17 protein-coding genes are annotated in these 15,438 nt (G+C 71.4%); 6 read left to right on the top strand and 11 right to left on the bottom strand.

Annotated features, from left to right (window positions below; all coding sequences use genetic code 11):
• Nucleotides 1-53: 53 nt before the first annotated feature.
• Nucleotides 54-560 (bottom strand): tetratricopeptide repeat protein, encoded by a 507-nt coding sequence (locus tag ACIHIX_RS40530; RefSeq protein WP_399965487.1) that lies wholly within the window; start codon nucleotides 558-560, stop codon nucleotides 54-56.
• A gap of 116 nt (nucleotides 561-676) precedes the next feature.
• Between ACIHIX_RS40530 and ACIHIX_RS40535 the strand changes: the two genes are divergently transcribed.
• A complete protein-coding gene (locus ACIHIX_RS40535) occupies nucleotides 677-1,096 on the top strand; it encodes a hypothetical protein (protein ID WP_399965489.1) in 420 nt (139 codons plus the stop codon).
• Nucleotides 1,097-1,152: 56 nt separating this feature from the next.
• Here the strand turns inward: ACIHIX_RS40535 and ACIHIX_RS40540 are convergent, their stop codons facing one another.
• From ACIHIX_RS40540 to ACIHIX_RS40570, 7 genes are all read right to left on the bottom strand, one after another.
• Nucleotides 1,153-2,691 carry a DUF1996 domain-containing protein gene (locus ACIHIX_RS40540; RefSeq protein ID WP_399965491.1) on the bottom strand — a complete coding sequence of 513 codons (1,539 nt, stop codon included), beginning with the start codon at nucleotides 2,689-2,691 and terminating at the stop codon, nucleotides 1,153-1,155.
• Nucleotides 2,692-2,872: 181 nt separating this feature from the next.
• The gene (locus ACIHIX_RS40545) at nucleotides 2,873-3,526 is read right to left on the bottom strand and encodes a response regulator transcription factor (RefSeq protein WP_329339917.1); all 654 of its coding nucleotides are present in this window, start codon (nucleotides 3,524-3,526) and stop codon (nucleotides 2,873-2,875) included.
• Nucleotides 3,511-4,776, bottom strand: a complete 1,266-nt coding sequence (locus tag ACIHIX_RS40550; RefSeq protein ID WP_399965494.1) for a sensor histidine kinase — start codon at nucleotides 4,774-4,776, stop codon at nucleotides 3,511-3,513. The genes ACIHIX_RS40545 and ACIHIX_RS40550 overlap by 16 nt, the downstream gene beginning before the upstream one ends.
• A 278-nt stretch (nucleotides 4,777-5,054) precedes the next feature.
• On the bottom strand, nucleotides 5,055-5,624 hold the full coding sequence (locus tag ACIHIX_RS40555) for a winged helix-turn-helix domain-containing protein (RefSeq protein WP_399965496.1): 570 nt from the start codon (nucleotides 5,622-5,624) through the stop codon (nucleotides 5,055-5,057).
• Nucleotides 5,625-5,937: 313 nt separating this feature from the next.
• Nucleotides 5,938-6,864 carry a DUF6891 domain-containing protein gene (locus ACIHIX_RS40560; RefSeq protein ID WP_399965498.1) on the bottom strand — a complete coding sequence of 309 codons (927 nt, stop codon included), beginning with the start codon at nucleotides 6,862-6,864 and terminating at the stop codon, nucleotides 5,938-5,940.
• An 89-nt stretch (nucleotides 6,865-6,953) separates the two neighbouring features.
• Complete coding sequence (gene glnII / locus ACIHIX_RS40565) at nucleotides 6,954-7,982, bottom strand: glutamine synthetase (protein WP_399965500.1); 1,029 nt, start codon at nucleotides 7,980-7,982, stop codon at nucleotides 6,954-6,956.
• A 264-nt stretch (nucleotides 7,983-8,246) separates the two neighbouring features.
• On the bottom strand, nucleotides 8,247-8,696 hold the full coding sequence (locus ACIHIX_RS40570; RefSeq protein WP_399965501.1) for a MarR family winged helix-turn-helix transcriptional regulator: 450 nt from the start codon (nucleotides 8,694-8,696) through the stop codon (nucleotides 8,247-8,249).
• Between the two features lie 66 nt (nucleotides 8,697-8,762).
• Here ACIHIX_RS40570 and ACIHIX_RS40575 point away from each other — a divergent pair, with 66 nt between their 5' ends.
• Nucleotides 8,763-9,623: an alpha/beta fold hydrolase gene (locus tag ACIHIX_RS40575; RefSeq protein ID WP_399965503.1), complete on the top strand. Its 861-nt coding sequence runs from the start codon at nucleotides 8,763-8,765 to the stop codon at nucleotides 9,621-9,623.
• 3 nt (nucleotides 9,624-9,626) lie between these two features.
• On the opposite strand, the gene ACIHIX_RS40580 is transcribed toward ACIHIX_RS40575, so the two are convergent.
• The 3 genes from ACIHIX_RS40580 to ACIHIX_RS40590 form a co-directional block, all read right to left on the bottom strand.
• Entirely contained in the window at nucleotides 9,627-10,292 is a 666-nt protein-coding gene (locus ACIHIX_RS40580; protein ID WP_399965505.1) for a hypothetical protein, read from the bottom strand.
• 97 nt (nucleotides 10,293-10,389) lie between these two features.
• A complete protein-coding gene (locus ACIHIX_RS40585) occupies nucleotides 10,390-11,181 on the bottom strand; it encodes a hypothetical protein (protein ID WP_399965507.1) in 792 nt (263 codons plus the stop codon).
• 58 nt (nucleotides 11,182-11,239) lie between these two features.
• Nucleotides 11,240-11,599 (bottom strand): arsenate reductase family protein, encoded by a 360-nt coding sequence (locus ACIHIX_RS40590; protein ID WP_399965509.1) that lies wholly within the window; start codon nucleotides 11,597-11,599, stop codon nucleotides 11,240-11,242.
• 151 nt (nucleotides 11,600-11,750) lie between these two features.
• Between ACIHIX_RS40590 and ACIHIX_RS40595 the strand changes: the two genes are divergently transcribed.
• The 4 genes from ACIHIX_RS40595 (at nucleotide 11,751) to ACIHIX_RS40610 (ending at nucleotide 15,272) form a co-directional block, all read left to right on the top strand.
• Complete coding sequence (locus tag ACIHIX_RS40595; protein ID WP_399965511.1) at nucleotides 11,751-12,059, top strand: hypothetical protein; 309 nt, start codon at nucleotides 11,751-11,753, stop codon at nucleotides 12,057-12,059.
• 184 nt (nucleotides 12,060-12,243) lie between these two features.
• Nucleotides 12,244-13,602, top strand: coding sequence for a DUF2252 domain-containing protein (locus ACIHIX_RS40600; protein WP_399965512.1), 1,359 nt, complete (start codon nucleotides 12,244-12,246; stop codon nucleotides 13,600-13,602).
• 91 nt (nucleotides 13,603-13,693) lie between these two features.
• Nucleotides 13,694-14,518 (top strand): ANTAR domain-containing protein, encoded by an 825-nt coding sequence (locus ACIHIX_RS40605; protein ID WP_399965514.1) that lies wholly within the window; start codon nucleotides 13,694-13,696, stop codon nucleotides 14,516-14,518.
• A 25-nt stretch (nucleotides 14,519-14,543) separates the two neighbouring features.
• Nucleotides 14,544-15,272: a GAF and ANTAR domain-containing protein gene (locus ACIHIX_RS40610; protein ID WP_399965516.1), complete on the top strand. Its 729-nt coding sequence runs from the start codon at nucleotides 14,544-14,546 to the stop codon at nucleotides 15,270-15,272.
• Nucleotides 15,273-15,438 lie beyond the last annotated feature (166 nt).

Below are 15,438 nucleotides of genomic sequence, written 5' to 3' on the forward strand. Positions count from 1 at the left end.
TGCGGCTCCGTTGTGGCTGGTCGCGCAGTTCCCCGCGCCCCTGGGGGCGTTGCTCAGCCGTCGGTGTCCGGCTGGACCAATGCCCGGGCGTAGTTGGCCATCGAGCGCTGGTAGCGCGGCAGATGGGGAGCCAGCGCGCCCAGGACGAGGGACAGGCCCTCGCGGTCGCGGCCGAGGCTGGACAGACACAGGGCGAGACAGGCGCGTACGGCGTCGTCCAACTCGTCGGAGGGGGCGTCCAGTTCGGGAGTCAGCAGCTTGACGCCCTCCTCGGCCTGCCCGATGTTCCGCAGCGAGCTGGACAGCTGGATCTTCGTACGACGGCCCTTGTAGCCGGACAGTCCGCGGGCCAGCGCCTCCCGGTACAGCGGCGCGGCCCGGTCCGAGTGGCCGGTCGAGTCCCAGGCGCAGGCCTGCTCGAAGGGGCCGAGCGGACTGTCGTCGGGGAGTTCGGCGACGAGGGCGTCGATCACCGCGCGGAAGTCGGCGGCCCGCTCCTCGGGATAGTCGTCGAAGGTGGCCCAGGCGGCCGTCACACGCTGTTCCCAGTTCTCGTTCACCGGCACACTTTCGCACGGGCGTGCCCATCCGGGTACCTGATTTGAGCGCAGCGTGCTCCCCGGCCGTATGGAAGGGGACGGGCACCCAGGCCCACGGGAAGGTTCCGGAGGAACAGATGAGGTTGACCCGACCGATGCTCGCGGCCGCGGCGGCGGCTCTCCTGCTGGCCGGCTGCGGTTCCGGCGGCGGTGACGACAAGGCCGCCGCCGTACCGGAGACCGCGAGCGGCAGCCTCGAACACCTCGCCGCCGAGGTGGGCTGCACGCCGACCATCCAGATCGACGCCGACGAACTCCGCCAGGCCTCGTGCCGCAAGAGCAAGGCCGACGGCAAGTTCATCCTGGCCACCTTCGCCACCGACCGCGGCCAGCGCGAGTGGATCAACGGGGCCAAGGACTACGGCGGTCACTACCTGGTCGGCCGCAAGTGGGTGGCCGTCGGGGAGACCACGAAGACCGTGTCCGCGCTGCGCGCCACGCTCGGCGGTGACGTCGAGGAGGGCCAGGACCACTCCGCGCACTCCGGCAGCCACTGAACACACGAAAGAGCCGGCGGTGGGAATTCCCACCGCCGGCTCTCCCATGCGCTAGCTCACTGGCACTTCTGGCCGGTGTTGATGCACTTGACCAGCTTGTTCATCGTGTTCGTGGAGAAGAAGTTGATGAAGTCGTTGTGGTCGGTCACCGGCTTGTGAATGTTCTCCGGGAAGGTGTCCACCGCGTACGGCTTCACGACCTGACCGTTCTGGATGGTCGGGGCGGGAACGTTGTAGACCAGCCGGACCTGGAGCTGCGGGATCGCCTTGAAGCCGTTGGCGCAGGTGCCGTCGGCCTGGACGAACGCCACGTGCGTACGGTGGTTGGCGCTGTCGATGTTCTTGCCGTCCCAGCAGCTCTGGAAGTTGGTCGTGCGCACCACCTGGCTGCCCTGCGGGCAGATCGGGTACTTGTCGTGCAGCTGCACCTTGTTCTCGAAGCCGGTGCAGCTCCAGTTGACGTTCGCGTTGGCGTTGCCGTTGACGAAGGCCTTGGCGTCACCGGTGATGATGCGCAGGGCGGTCGGCATCGCGACGACGTTGCCCTTCTTGTTGCCGACGAACTTCAGCTGGGCCTGGGCGGGCTGCAGGATCTTGCCGACGTTGCCCTCGGTGCCACCGCCGGCGGCGTTCTGGTCGAAGTCCTGCGTACCGTCCTGGAGGCGCAGCACCGGCCAGAAGTACGAGGACTTGTCGCCCTGGTTCTGGCAGGTGGTCTGGGCCCCCGCCAGCTCCTGGTCGCTCGCGAAGGCGTCGTTGCTCTGGTTGCCGACGTAGTCGTGCAGGTGGTGGGCGCCGTTGCTGACACCGGGGGCGACGATCACGTTGTCCGTGTTGTGGTTGTCGTTCCCGTTGGTGCCGCACTTCGTGGTGAACGTGCCCCGGGAGCCGGAACGGCCGTTCGCGGGCAGGCCGTTCTGACCCACACCGAGCTGGGCGTTGGCCTGCACCTTCGTGATGTCCACGAAGTCGGCGGCCGTCGGGCCGTTGCCGCCCTGGCCGTTCTGCTGCTGACCGCCCTGCTGCTGGCCGCCGTTCTGCTGACCGCCGTTCTGCTGTTGGCCGCCGTTCTGCTGTTGGCCGCCGTTCTGCTGCTGACCGCCCTGACCGGCGTTGGTCGCCGGCTGCTGGGCCTGGACCCCGGTGCAGGCGGCGAGCTGCGACAGATTCGCGACCTGTCCGCCGGCCCGCTGGATGTTGATCCGGATGCGGTCCAGAGCGGCGGACCGCTTTTCCTTCAGCGGGCCGAGGATCGCGTTCTGCACGAACCCGGAGTCACCCGCCTGCGCCTGGCGCGTGGACGCGAGCCGGGCGTAGGCCTCGGTGACCTGCTTGTCGAGGTTCGCCAGCTCCGTATTCACGCCGTTCCGGGCGCCGTTCGGGACGTTCGTCAGCTTCTGGCCGACGTCCGGGCACTGGATCGTGGCGATCTGCGCCGCGGCGGCCTTCGTCTGGTTCTGTCCCGAGTTCGACTCATGAGCCGATGCGTAGAAGTTCGCCCAGACAAGCCCGCCCCCACCGAGCGCTAGGGCAGCCGAAGCGGCTATGGCCTTGTTGGCCAGCGGCGTACGGCGTTTGCGATTGTTGCGTCCCATGGAACTCCTCTGACTTCCTTGCGGGGCTATCGAGGCGCCCGACAGGAGTGAAGCGGCGCAGTTCCATACGGACGCGGTCCCACGGGTGTTCACGCGTCTCTCATAAAAATCAGAGGATTACTCGGCAGTGCCGCCCCAACACTCGCTTGAGCAGCAGAAGTTACGGAAAATCAGCGGCCGCTCACCGGCCCTGGTCCAGATAGGCGAGGACTGCCAGAACGCGTCGATTGTCGTCGTCCGACACCTCCAGGTCCAGTTTGGTGAAGATGTTGGAGGTGTGCTTGGCAATGGCCCGTTCCGTGACGACGAGCTGTCCCGCGATCGCCGCGTTGGACCGCCCCTGCGCCATCAGGTCCAGCACCTCCAGCTCCCGTGGGGTCAGCCGCCCCAGCGGCTGGTCGGCGGCCGCCCGCCGGGTCAGCAGCTGCTGGATCACCTGCGGGTCCATGGCCGTACCGCCCGCCGCCACCCGGTGCACGGCGTCCACGAACTGCGCCGCGTCGAACACCCGGTCCTTCAGCAGATAGCCGACCCCGCCCGTACCGTCGGCGAGCAGCTCGCGCGCGTACAGCTGCTCCACGTGCTGCGAGAGCACCAGCACGGGCAGCCCCGGTCTCGCCCGCCGGGCCGCCAGCGCGCACTGGAGTCCCTCGTCGGTGTGCGTGGGCGGCAGCCGGACGTCGACCACGGCGACGTCCGGCTCCAGCTCGGCCAGCGCACGGGTGAGCTCGGGGCCGGACTCGACGGCCGCGGCGATCTCGAAGTCATGGGCTTCCAGCAGCCGGACCAGCCCGTCCCGCAGGAGGAACAGGTCTTCGGCTAGGACAACACGCAAGGGATCTCCATGGTGACCATGGTGGGACCGCCCGCGGGACTGCTGACGGCCAGGACGCCGTCGAATGTACCGAGCCGCCGCTCGACCCCGGCCAGCCCCGAGCCCGCCCCGATCACCGCGCCGCCCTTGCCGTCGTCGGTGACGCTGATCCGCAGCCTGCCCTCCTTGTGGTGCAGGTCGATCCAGAGGCGCTCGGCGTCCGCGTGCTTCACGGCGTTGGTGAGCACCTCGCTCACCGCGAAGTACGCTGCCGACTCCACCGGCGCGTCGGCCCGCCCGGGCAGCTCCACCGTCACCTCGGCGGGCAGCGGCAGCCGCAGCGCCAACGCCCTCACCGCGTCGCCCAGTCCGCGCTCGGCGAGCACCGGCGGATGGATGCCGCGCACCAGGTCCCGCAGCTCGGCGAGGGCGTCCACGGAGGACTTGCGGGCCTGCGCGAGCAACTCCTTCGCCTTCTCCGGGTCCTTGTCGAGGAGCAGCTCGATGGTGCCGAGGTCCATGCCCATCGCGACCAGCCGGGCCTGCGCCCCGTCGTGCAGGTCCCGCTCGATGCGCCGCAGTTCGGCGGCGGAGGTGTCGACGGCGTCCTGCCGCGTCTCGGTCAGCACCCGGACCCGCTCGGCGAGTTCGGCCTGGCCGGGGGAGAGCAGGGCGCCGGTGAGCCGGAAGTGGGCGCGCAGCACGGGCACGGGGAGCAGCCGGAACAGCAGCAGGAGGACGAGCGCGAGCGCACCGGCGCCGAACGCGGAGGCCTGCCCGGTGACCGGCACGAAGGCGTACCAGTACCCGTCCGGGAAGGCCCGCCACAGCCCGGCCGCCAGCGCCAGCCCCTCCACCGGGTACAGCACCAGCGCGGCCGGCAGCAGCGCGGTGAGGAACCCCGCCGTCATGTCGACCGGCAGCCACCTGAGGTCCCGCCAGGTCGCCGGGTCGCCCAGCATGCCGAAGGTGCGCCCCCACGGGTTGGCGTTCGCGGGGAGCGGCCGGTACGCCGCCGGGATCCGCACCCCGGCCCATTCGGCGCCGAGCACCCGCCGCCAGTCGGCGAACGCCCGAACCCCGGTGAGCACCCACGGCGTGGTGACGATCCCGACGCCGATCGGGATGAGCGCGATCGACACCAGCGACAGCACGAGGCACAGCACCGCCCCCGGCAGCACCACCAGCGCGAGTCCGAACCCCCGCACCGCCGCCCGACCCGAGGTCCGCGCCCAGGTGCGCCCACTGCCGCTCTGTGTCTCGATGCTCATGGCAGCAGTCTGTCCCGCCCGCCGCGACCGGGTCACGGGGCCTGACCACCCGCGCAGGGGGTGGTGCCAGGTACACCCCCGCCGTCGCAACGCCCCAAGGGGCACGGGGAACTGCGCGAACGGCCACGACGGTCCGGCACCCGGCGGACGCCACCACGGCGGGACCCGCGTCAGCCGCGCAGCGTCTCGCGCCGCCGACCAGGTGCCGACGACGGCCCGCCCCACGAACTCGCCCCGCGGAACGGGCCCCCGCCGTCAGCGGACGGGCTTGCGCGACATCAACGCCCCGTCGGCGGCGTGTACTTGTAGCCCACCCGGCGGATCGTCTGGATCGCCTGCCGGTGCTGGGTGCCCAGCTTGCGGCGGAGGCGGGCGATGTGGACGTCGACGGTGCGGCCGTCGCCCACGTGGCCGTAGCCCCACACGGTGGTGACCAGCTGGTCGCGGGTGTGCACCCGGTGCGGGTTGGCGACCAGGTGGGCGAGGAGCTCGAACTCCAGGTAGGTGAGGTCGAGTTCGACGCCGTTCACCTCGGCGGTGCGCTGCACCGTGTCGATGCGGACGAGCGGGTCGTCGCCGCTCCCGGCACCGGCCGGGCCCGACTCGGTGGGCAGCAGGGGCGGCTGCTGGTCGGCCGGGACCAGTACCAGGTAGCCGATCATCGGCGGCTGGCCCGGCAGCGTCGGCAGCGCGTGCTGCGGGGCGGGCAGCCAGGTGGCGCCCGGCGGCAGGAAGTCCGCCACGTCCAGCACGTCGTCGGGGCCGACGGCCCGGAGCCGGTGCCGGGGGCCGTGCTCGGCCGGGGCGGGGGCGAGAGGGGCGGGGGACAGAGAACGAGTGGTCGCCATGAGGGTCAGCTCTTTCGCGCGAGAAGGTCGTCCCGGGGACGGGTCGTCCGGAGACGTGGATCGACTGCGCGCTGGCCGAAGGCCGGACGGGGTGTGTCGGCTTTAGAGGGCCCGCGCGTTCATCGCGCGGCAACACACCCGGTCGAAGTCGTGGTGCTGACGGGAAGGCCAGAACGGCTCGAGGTCATGGCGACCTGTCGCGGTGGGGTTCTGGAAGCTGGCCATGCCCACATTGAAGCAGACACAAGCCCGCAACAGGACCCTCCTCTCACTGCTTGGACGCTTCCTTGACGGGAAACTGACGTTGCGTACGTCACCCCACCAGGCGTTTGCGCCAGTTCAGGGGCGTGATGGCGATCGCGGTGTCCGGATTGCCGTCCCACTGGGTGGACAGCCCGGCGGCGTCGAGCGCCGCGACGACCTCGTGTCCGACGGCGGCCTTGCCCTGCGGAGTGTTGTCGAAGTCGCCGTAGTGGACGGACAGTCCATGGCCCTCGGCCGCGCTACGGGTGCACTGGTGGTGGAAGAAGACGAAGCCCCGCGCGCCTCCCTCACGGTCCGCCATCTCGGCGCCGATCTCGCCCATTCCGCAGTTGCGGCAGCAGGTGAAGTGCTCGCGGGCCACGATGCCGGCCCGCTCCAGCGCCGCGAACGCCCGCTCCAGCCGGTCCGGGTCGGTCGGTTCCGCCCAGGACTCCTGCTCCTCGACGCGCGCCAGCCACAGCCGCTCCACGATCGGCCGGGCCTGCGCGGCGGACAGCCGGTCCTCCAGCAGATAGGCGGTTTCGCGGATGATCTCCTCGATGCCGAGGTAGCCGTCGGCGAGCATCACGCGCACCTGCCCCTCGGCCTCGGCGGCGACCTCCGGGTCCGGCGCGGGCACCACCCGCGGCGCCCCGAGCTCGTCGCGCTGCCAGACGATCCCGGTGTCCCAGCCGTCCTCCTGGCGGGCCCAGCGCGCCATCACGTCCGCGACCAGGTCAGGGTCCGTCACCTCGGTGACCCACATGTACGGGACGGGGCCGGTGCGGTGCTGGAACTCGTAGACCCCACCCGGCTCGTGGGCGACCTGGATGAAGACCGCCGGCCGGTCCGGTATCCGCTGCACGATCAGGAAGTGGTCGCCGGCGCCCCCGATCCGGCGCACCAACTCCCGCAGCCGCGGCGCCGAGATCCGGGTGTGCGTCTGCCGGTTCTCCGTCTCGACCCTGATGGCGAGCAGGCCCTTGTCGATCTCCATGCCCCCACCATGGCAGACCCCACTGACAACGCGCCGAGGGGCGCCCACCGCGACGGTGGACGCCCCTCAGGAAGCTACAAGGGTGCTGCTCAGACCTGGCCGGCCTTCTCCAGCGCGGAGCAGCAGGTGTCGACGATCAGCCGCGTCACGACGTACGGGTCGACGTTGGCGTTGGGACGGCGGTCCTCGATGTAGCCCTTGCCGTCCTTCTCGACCTGCCACGGGATACGGACCGAGGCGCCGCGGTTGGAGACACCGTAGGAGTACTCGTTCCACGGGGCGGTCTCGTGCAGACCGGTCAGACGGTCGTCGATGCCGGCGCCGTAGTTCTTGACGTGGTCGAGCGGCTTGGAGCCCTCACCGAGCGACTCGCACGCGGTGATGATGGCGTCGTAGCCCTCGCGCATCGCCTTGGTGGAGAAGTTGGTGTGCGCGCCGGCGCCGTTCCAGTCGCCCTTGACCGGCTTGGGGTCCAGGGTGGCGGAGATGCCGAAGTCCTCGGCGGTGCGGTAGAGCAGCCAGCGGGCCACCCACATGTGGTCCGAGACCTCGAGCGGGGAGACCGGGCCGACCTGGAACTCCCACTGGCCGGGCATGACCTCGGCGTTGATGCCGGAGATCGCCAGACCCGCCTTCAGGCAGTTGTCCAGGTGGGCCTCGACGACGTCACGGCCGAAGATCTCGTCGGCGCCGACACCGCAGTAGTAGCCGCCCTGGGGGGCCGGGAAGCCGCCCTTGGGGAAGCCGAGCGGGTAGCCGTCCTTGAAGAAGGTGTACTCCTGCTCGATGCCGAAGATCGGCTCCTGCGCGCCGAACTTCTCCTCGACCTCGGCCAGCGCGGCGCGGGTGTTGGAGGAGTGGGGCGTGAAGTCGATGTTCAGGACCTCACACAGGACCAGGATGTCGTCGCCGCCGCGGATCGGGTCCGGGCAGGTGAAGACCGGCTTGAGCACACGGTCCGAGGAGTGCCCCTCGGCCTGGTTGGTGGAGGACCCGTCGAAGCCCCAGATCGGCAGCTCGGCACCCTTGGCGTCGTCCGCCAGGATCTTCGTCTTGGAACGGAGCTTGGCCGTCGGCTCGGTGCCGTCGATCCAGATGTACTCAGCCTTGAAGGTCACGGGCCACATCCTTCGGGGGTGGGTCTCTAGGCGCACTTGCGGGTGCTGCTGGGTGCTGCGGCGCTGCGGCACTGAAACGCCGCGCTTGATGTGCGCGAGCCTGTCAACAGGCGATTTCCCGGTCATTGCTCGAATGTGAACCCCGTGTTACCTGGTGGTTCTGTGGCGCGTCTCACGCTGTGAGGGCCGGCGGCGCCGGGGGAGCGGCACGCGGAGCCGGCGGACGGGCCGGCGCGACGGCTCGTATGCGATGGGGTTGGCGGTTCAGTCCCGCTCGGCCGCCGCGTCCCGCACTCCGGTGAGAAAGCCGAGGATCGCGGCCGTCTCGCGCTCGTCGTACGCCCGCAGCAGCCCCATGGTCCGGTCGATCAGCGGCCCGAAGAAGGCCCGCCCGAGCTCGACGGCCTCCTCGCTCACCTCGATCACGACCTTGCGCCGGTCCCGCTCCCCGCGCACCCGCCGAACATGCCCGGCCCGCTCCAGCCGATCGACCAGCGCGGTCGTGCCCGCCGAGTTCAGCCCGAGCGCGGCCCCGAGCCGCCCTGCCGTCATCTCCTCACGCGCGCGTGCGGCGTCCATGAGGGCGATCAGGGCGCGCACATCCGTCGGATGCATGTCGTTGCGCTGCGCGAACCGGGCGCTGTGCAGACCGAGCTCGACGGTGACCGCGCGCAGGAGATGGACGATCTCCATGCCGGAACCCTGGGGTGTCATGTCGCTCCTCGGCTATTGTCTCGCTCATCGAACATCTCGCTCAACGAGATAATAGGGGAGGGCTCGATGAGCACGTACGACGACGACGCTTTCCAGGCGGCCTACGACAGGGTCCTGGCCAAGTGGCCCGCGAAGCGGGAGGCGGTCCATGTCCCCACGCCCTTCGGCGCGACCCACGTCATCGTGTGCGGGCCGGCCGGCGCGCCCCCGCTCGTCCTGCTGCCGGGCGGGGGCACGACCTCGGCGTCCTGGTACGCCCAGGTCGCCGACCTGGCCCGCACCCACCGGGTCCACGCCGTCGACCTGATCGGCGACGCGGGCCGCGGTGTCCCGGCCGCCGACCGTCACCCCCGTACGGTCGCCGACCTGGCGGCATGGCTGGACGCGGTTCTCGACGGCCTCGACATCGAGGAGACGGACCTGGGCGGGCACTCGTACGGGGCCTTCGTCGCCCTGCACCACGCCCTGCACGCGCGCGTGACCGGGCGCGTACGCAGCCTGTTCCTGCTGGACCCCACCCAGTGCTTCGACGGATACCGCCCGGCGTATCTGCTGCACGCCCTGCCGATGCTGCTGCGGCCCGCGCCCCACCGCGTCCGGACCTTCCTGGAGTGGGAGACCGGGGGAGCACCCCTCGACCCCGACTGGCTCCGCCTCCAGGAGGCGGCCGCCGGCTTCCCCTCCGTAGCGAAGCCGGTGACCGGCCCGCGCCCGTCCCCTGACGCACTGCGCGGGCTCGATGTGCCGGTCCTGCTGCTCGTGGCCGCGAACAGCAGGACTCATGACACGGGCAAGGTGACGGCCAGGGCGGGTGAACTGCTGCCGCGCGTCGAGACGGTGGTGGTCCCCGGTGTCTCACATCACGCGCTACCGCACTCGGCACCCGCCGAACTGGGCCGCCGCCTCACGGAGTTCCTGCGCCGTTGAACCTCACCCCACCTTCTCGATCACGGCCCGGCGGATGAGGAACTTGCCGGGTTCGCGGACCTGTTCGAAGGCGGCGTTGTTCAGCAGCACACAGCTGCCCGAGACGGAGGTGACCTCCACCGTCGTGGACTTGTTGTTGTCCAGGTTGGTGACCTTCAGCTTCGTCCCCGCCGGGAACTGGTTGCTGGACGCGGCGGGTGCCCCGCCCTCGCCGGAGAGCGTGACGGTGGAGCCGTTGCATACCTGCTGCCCGGAGGCGGCGGCGGGCTGACTCGCCTGCGCGGCCGGCGCCGAGGCGGCCGGAGTGCTCGGTGCCGCCGGAGTCGCCGGCTGTGCCGCCTGGGAGCCCTGAGCCGACTCCCCAACGGCGCACCCGGACGCCTTCTGCTGCACCTTGATCTGCTCGATGACCGCTTCACGGTTGGCGATCCGGGCCGCGGACTGCGCGTCCGGAGCGGCCCGTTGGCCGTCGATGAACTTCTGGTTGTTGCCGAGGGCGGTGGCCAGTCCCTGGCAGACGCCCGAGTCCGCCGCCTTGGTCTGCGGCTGCTGCGACGGGGAGGCGTTCGACGTGCTCGCCATGACGAAGGCACCACCGCCCGCCACCGACGCCGCGCCCACGAACAGGGCGATCTTCTTGCCTGTGCTGAGAGTTCTCCTACGCGACATGCGCGCCTCCTGAAGAGGTAGGGGAGCGTACGCCGCTATGTACGAGATACCGAACGAGGTTACTCAGCGGTCGCAGGAGCCGCTGAAGTAACGTGCGTCACACGGAGTCCGGGTCCTCGTAGGCGACGACGTTGTCGTTGACATACCGGAGGAGGCCCTCGGTCTGACCCGTGATCGCGTCCTCGTCCGTCTCCGAGCCGTCGCCCCACTGCCCGTTGGCGAACACCACGGACCGCACGGTCATCACCCGCCGGAACACTCCAGCCGACCCGGGAGGCACCGTCGGCAGCCCGGCCGAGGGCGGCGGATCGAGCGACACGACCTGATACGTCACCGGGTCCATGGAGGCCATGGCGAACACGGACGAGGCGTCCTCGACGCGCCGGAAGCTCAGCACGGTCACCGTCACCTGCGAGCGCCGCTCGGCGTCCGTGAACAGCGCGGCGGTCAGCCGCTCGCATCCCTGGCCCTGGGCGATCAGCGCGGCCAGCTCCGGTGCCATGCCCTCGGTGCAGTCGGAGGTGGTGGCCAGGTCGACGCGCTCGTACCGGGAACCGTCGTCCAGCCGCACGCTCCGCGCCGGGAAGGCCTGTTCCGGACGGACGACCGGCCGGGAGAGCAGCGAGGGCAGGGCGGACGGGGCGTCGGAGGGGAGCGTGACGGAGACGGACGGGACCGCCGGGGACGAGGCCGCGGCGGCGGCGCCCCGGTCGCCCCCGTCCGTGTAGAGCACGGCCCCCGCGGTGATCGCCGCGACGAGCAGCACACCCGTCCCCGCGGCCACCACTCGCCGGGTGCGCCGACGCCTGCGTATCCGCTCCTGCTCCGCCACCCACTGGGCGTACGGGTCCACGGTCCCGTACGGCATTCCTTGATCACCGAAGGTCATGGCGGCGGAGGGTAACAGCGCGTGGCCCCCGAACTCCCGTCGCCCGACATCCAGTTGCTTAACGGGACAGAGCGTCCCGAACGGCCTCCTCGCTGCGGCCGACCACGGCCGTGCCGTCGTCCGCGGTGATGATCGGTCGCTGGATCAGCTTCGGGTGCTCGGCGAGCGCCTTGACCCATCGGTCGCGTGAACTCTCGTCCCGCGCCCACTCCTTGAGCCCCAGCTCCTTCGCGACGGCCTCCTGGGTGCGGGTGATGTCCCACGGTTCGAGGCCCAGACGGTCGAGTACGGCCCTGATCTCGTCCTCGCTCGGTACGTCCTCCAGGTAGCGGCGGACGGTGTAGTCGGCACCCTCGGCGTCCAGCAGGGTGAGCGCGCTGCGGCACTTGGAACAGGCCGGGTTGATCCAGATCTCCATGGGGTCCAAGGTACCCCTGAGGTCCCCTCAAAGCCCCTGTGGCCAGGGCCTTTTGTCAGTGCCTGGCGGTACACTAGAAGACGTGTTCGAGGGTGTTGGGGGGCTGCCGAATCCCCCGTTCCGACACCCTCACCGCGACAGGAGGATGCCTGTGCCCGCTGCCGCTCTGAAGCCGTTGCCCACCCAGTCGACCGCCCAGCACCCGGTGCTGCTCGACCTGCCGTACACCCCCGTGGAGAAGCGCCCGCTGCCGCCGGGCCAGCCACGCGAGTGGTACATCACGCACAACCGCCGCCTCAAGGCGATGCGGCTCGCCATCGCCCTGCTCGACTCGGGCGTGTACCTGCCGAACCAGGCCCGCAACGAGAAGATACGCACCACGGCGGAGACGATCGGTGTCCACCCCCCGTCGGACACGACGTGCCACATGGTCCGAGCCCTGATGCGCTACGCCCGGTGAGGCGCCGGCGCCGGGCACCCTCGTACGCGGGGGCGCCCGGCGCCCCACCCACCCGTCCCTCACCCGATCGCCGTACTCCGCATGCGCCCGCCCCCGTCCCACGCTTCCCTGCGATCAGGAGGTGTGCGACACCAGGGACGACAGACGACGGCGGATCGGGAGACGTGATGCGAAGGCACGGCGGATGAGCGCCCCTGGTGGCCAGGGCACCCCCGGTGATCGCGCCGCGCGGGGAAGGGCCGCCCGCAAGCGCGTCCCGCGCTCCGCGCACGCCACCTGGATTCCCTCCCTCGACCGGCCCGACCCCGTCGCCGTGCTGGAACGCCAGGGGCGTGACCGGCTGCCGGAGCTGCTGCCGATCCGGTACGGCAGGATGTCGGCCTCCCCGTTCGCCTTCCTGCGCGGCGCCGCCGCCGTGATGGCCGCCGACCTCGCCGCCCAGCCGCACACCGGCCTGACCGTGCAGCTCTGCGGCGACGCCCATCTGCTCAACTTCGGGCTCTACGCCTCCCCGGAGCGCACCCTCCTCTTCGACCTCAACGACTTCGACGAGACCTTCCCCGGCCCCTTCGAGTGGGACGTCAAACGCCTCGCCGCGAGCGTCGTCGTGGCCGCCCGCGAGAACGGCCACAGCGAGCCGAAGGCCCACCGGGCGGCCGTGGCCGCCACCGCCGCGTACCGCACGTCCATGCGCAGACTGGCCGGGCTCGGCGAACTCGCCGTCTGGTACGAGCGCCTCGACGCCGACACTCTGATGCCCCTCATCCGCTCCACCCGGCACCGCCACCGCGCCCGGTCGACCCTCACCCGGGCCCGCCGCCGCACCAGCCTCCAGGCTCTCGGAAAGCTGACGGAGGTCGTCGACGGGCGGCGCCGGATCATCCAGGACCCGCCGCTGCTCGAACCCGCCGGCGTCCCCGACACGGCCGCCCTGCGGAAGATCTTCAGCGACTACCGCTCCACCCTCGCCGAGGAACGCCGTCTCCTCCTCGACCGCTACCGCTTCGTCGACGCCGCCCGCAAGGTCGTCGGCGTCGGCAGCGTCGGCACCCGCTGCTTCATCGTGCTGCTGACCGGCCGGGACGCGGACGACCCGCTGTTCCTTCAGATCAAGGAGGCACGCCAGTCCGTCCTGGAGGAACACCTGCCGAACGGGCCGTACGTCCATCCCGGACACCGTGTCGTCGCGGGCCAGCGGCTGTTGCAGTCCGCCGGCGACATCTTCCTCGGGTGGATGACGGGGCCGCAGGGACGGGCCTTCTACTGGCGGCAGCTGCGTGACATGAAGGGCTCGGCCGAGGTGGCCGGGATGAGCCCCGCTGAGCTCACCACGTACGCCCGACTGTGCGGCACCGCCCTGGCGCGCGCCCACGCCCGCTCGGGAGACCGTGTCGCCATCGCCGCCTACCTGGGCGGCGGCGACACCTTCGACCACGCGATCGCCGAGTTCGCCCACACCTACGCCGCGCGGACCGCGACCGACCACACCACCCTGACCGCGGCGATCGCGGCGGGCGTGGTGACCGCCGCACCGGACGTGTGACCGGGCACGGACGTGAGCCCTCCGACCGGGCAGCCGGGCGTACGCTTCCGGTCTGGCGACCCGGCGAGGGGCCCTGGACACCGTCGCTTCCGTGGAACTGCGAGCCGCGGTGGCCCGCGCCCGTGCGGCCGACGCCAGCAGCACCGCCGAACGGCACACGGTGCTCGCGGGCCAGGCGGCCACCGAGGTGCTCCGAGACGTCCACACGCGGATCGCCGCCCGCCACGAGTCGACGGCGTCCTGTCAGCTGACCGTGGCCCGTCTCCTCGACGTCTACGGGGGCCGCCTGTCGACGTGGGTGAGCGAACGGGACACCCCGCAACCGGTGTTCATGACCGGCGTCGCGGAGGCCTGCGGCACCGACAGTGCCGCCCTCACCCTGGCCGGCCCGGCCTTCGACCAGCTCGCCCTCGCCGCCTCCGACGAACGGGCGTGCGCCGCCCAGGAGTTGGAGTTCCTCCTCGGCGAGGGCCCGGCCCGCGACGCCACCCGGCAGCGCCGCCCCGTCGCGGCGTCCGGCCCGATGATGGGCATCCTGTGGCCCGGCTACGGCCCCGCGCTCGCCGAGCTCGGCACAGCCGAGGTGGCCGCGGTCCCGCTGACCGTGTCGGACGTCTGCGTCGGCGCCCTCGCCGTGTTCGATCCCGCGCCGGGTGTCATCGGCTCGGCCGCCTTCGCCGGGCTCGCCGAGGCGCTCACCGGCTCGATGATCCTGAGCCCGGACGGCGAACCGGGCCTCTACGGCGGCCTCGACGTGCGGGCCACGGTCCATCAGGCGGCGGGCATGCTCGCCGTACAGCTCGCATGCCCGACGGCCGACGCGCTGGAACTGATCAGGGCGCACGCGTTCACCGAGGGCGCCTCCGCGCAGTCCGTCGCCGCGCGGATACTCCGGGGTGGACTGCGCCTTGGCTGACAGGTGGGGAGACGAGGGGAATCCGATGACGGTATCCGGGACGCAGCACCGGCAGATCGCGCAGGCGTTCGTCGATCTCGCCGCCTGCGGGGTCGACGAACCCTCCAGGCTCCTGGCCGTGCTCGCGGAACACGGCAACGGGCTGCTCGGCGACTGCGCGGCGGTCGCGCTGTACGCCCCCGACGCCCACGCGCCGGTCGAAGTGGCCGGTACCGGCGCGGAGTTGATGCGGCTGGCCCGCGAGGCGGTCGAGTGGGGCGAGGGGCCCGGGCCGCGGGCCTGGCACACCGGCCGCCCCGTGCCCGACACCGCCCTCGACGCCGACCGGGCCCGCAGCGACTGGCCCCGCTACACCGCCCGGGCCCGGGAGCTCGGCTACGGCCGGGTGGCCGCCCTGCCGTTGCACGTCGGCGCGGACACCCTGGGCGCCCTGGTGCTTCTCGGCCGCGGCCCGACGCCCCTCAGCCCCGGGCTGCTGGAGCTGGGCCAGGCGCTCACCGACGCCGCCGGCTGGGCGCTGGAACACGACCGCCAACTGCGCGCGAGCCGCGCCCTGGCCGACCAGCTCGGCTACGCCCTGAACAGCAGGGTCGTCATCGAGCAGGCCAAGGGCATGCTCGCCGCCCGCCTCTCCGTCCCGGTCGACGAGGCCTTCCACATCCTCCGCGCCCACGCCCGCTCCCACCGACGCCGCCTGGCGGAGGTCGCCGGGGAGGTCGTGCACCAGCAACTGGAGCTGGGGCGACTGCCATGACCCGCGGGCGTACCGCCAGGACCCCTGGGGAAAGCAGGTAACAGCCTGGGCACCCGCTTCGGCAACGCGCTGACAGCCTGGGCGCCCTGCTCCGGCAACGCGCTGGCAGTCTGGGCGTACGTGCTCCAGCAGCCCGCGCACACCCTGGGCATACCGCTCCAGCAGC

The organism is Streptomyces sp. NPDC051913 (assembly GCF_044593635.1).
Taxonomy (GTDB): domain Bacteria; phylum Actinomycetota; class Actinomycetes; order Streptomycetales; family Streptomycetaceae; genus Streptomyces.

Excerpts from the sequence above, each read along its gene's own strand:
- ACIHIX_RS40535 (WP_399965489.1), top strand. The coding sequence starts at position 677 with ATGAGGTTGACCCGACCGATGCTCGCGGCCGCGGCGGCGGCTCTCCTG.
- ACIHIX_RS40540 (WP_399965491.1), bottom strand. The coding sequence starts at position 2,691 with ATGGGACGCAACAATCGCAAACGCCGTACGCCGCTGGCCAACAAGGCC.
- ACIHIX_RS40550 (WP_399965494.1), bottom strand. The coding sequence starts at position 4,776 with ATGAGCATCGAGACACAGAGCGGCAGTGGGCGCACCTGGGCGCGGACC.
- ACIHIX_RS40555 (WP_399965496.1), bottom strand. The coding sequence starts at position 5,624 with ATGGCGACCACTCGTTCTCTGTCCCCCGCCCCTCTCGCCCCCGCCCCG.
- ACIHIX_RS40560 (WP_399965498.1), bottom strand. The coding sequence starts at position 6,864 with ATGGAGATCGACAAGGGCCTGCTCGCCATCAGGGTCGAGACGGAGAAC.
- ACIHIX_RS40570 (WP_399965501.1), bottom strand. The coding sequence starts at position 8,696 with ATGACACCCCAGGGTTCCGGCATGGAGATCGTCCATCTCCTGCGCGCG.
- ACIHIX_RS40575 (WP_399965503.1), top strand. The coding sequence starts at position 8,763 with ATGAGCACGTACGACGACGACGCTTTCCAGGCGGCCTACGACAGGGTC.
- ACIHIX_RS40580 (WP_399965505.1), bottom strand. The coding sequence starts at position 10,292 with ATGTCGCGTAGGAGAACTCTCAGCACAGGCAAGAAGATCGCCCTGTTC.
- ACIHIX_RS40585 (WP_399965507.1), bottom strand. The coding sequence starts at position 11,181 with ATGACCTTCGGTGATCAAGGAATGCCGTACGGGACCGTGGACCCGTAC.
- ACIHIX_RS40590 (WP_399965509.1), bottom strand. The coding sequence starts at position 11,599 with ATGGAGATCTGGATCAACCCGGCCTGTTCCAAGTGCCGCAGCGCGCTC.
- ACIHIX_RS40600 (WP_399965512.1), top strand. The coding sequence starts at position 12,244 with ATGAGCGCCCCTGGTGGCCAGGGCACCCCCGGTGATCGCGCCGCGCGG.
- ACIHIX_RS40610 (WP_399965516.1), top strand. The coding sequence starts at position 14,544 with ATGACGGTATCCGGGACGCAGCACCGGCAGATCGCGCAGGCGTTCGTC.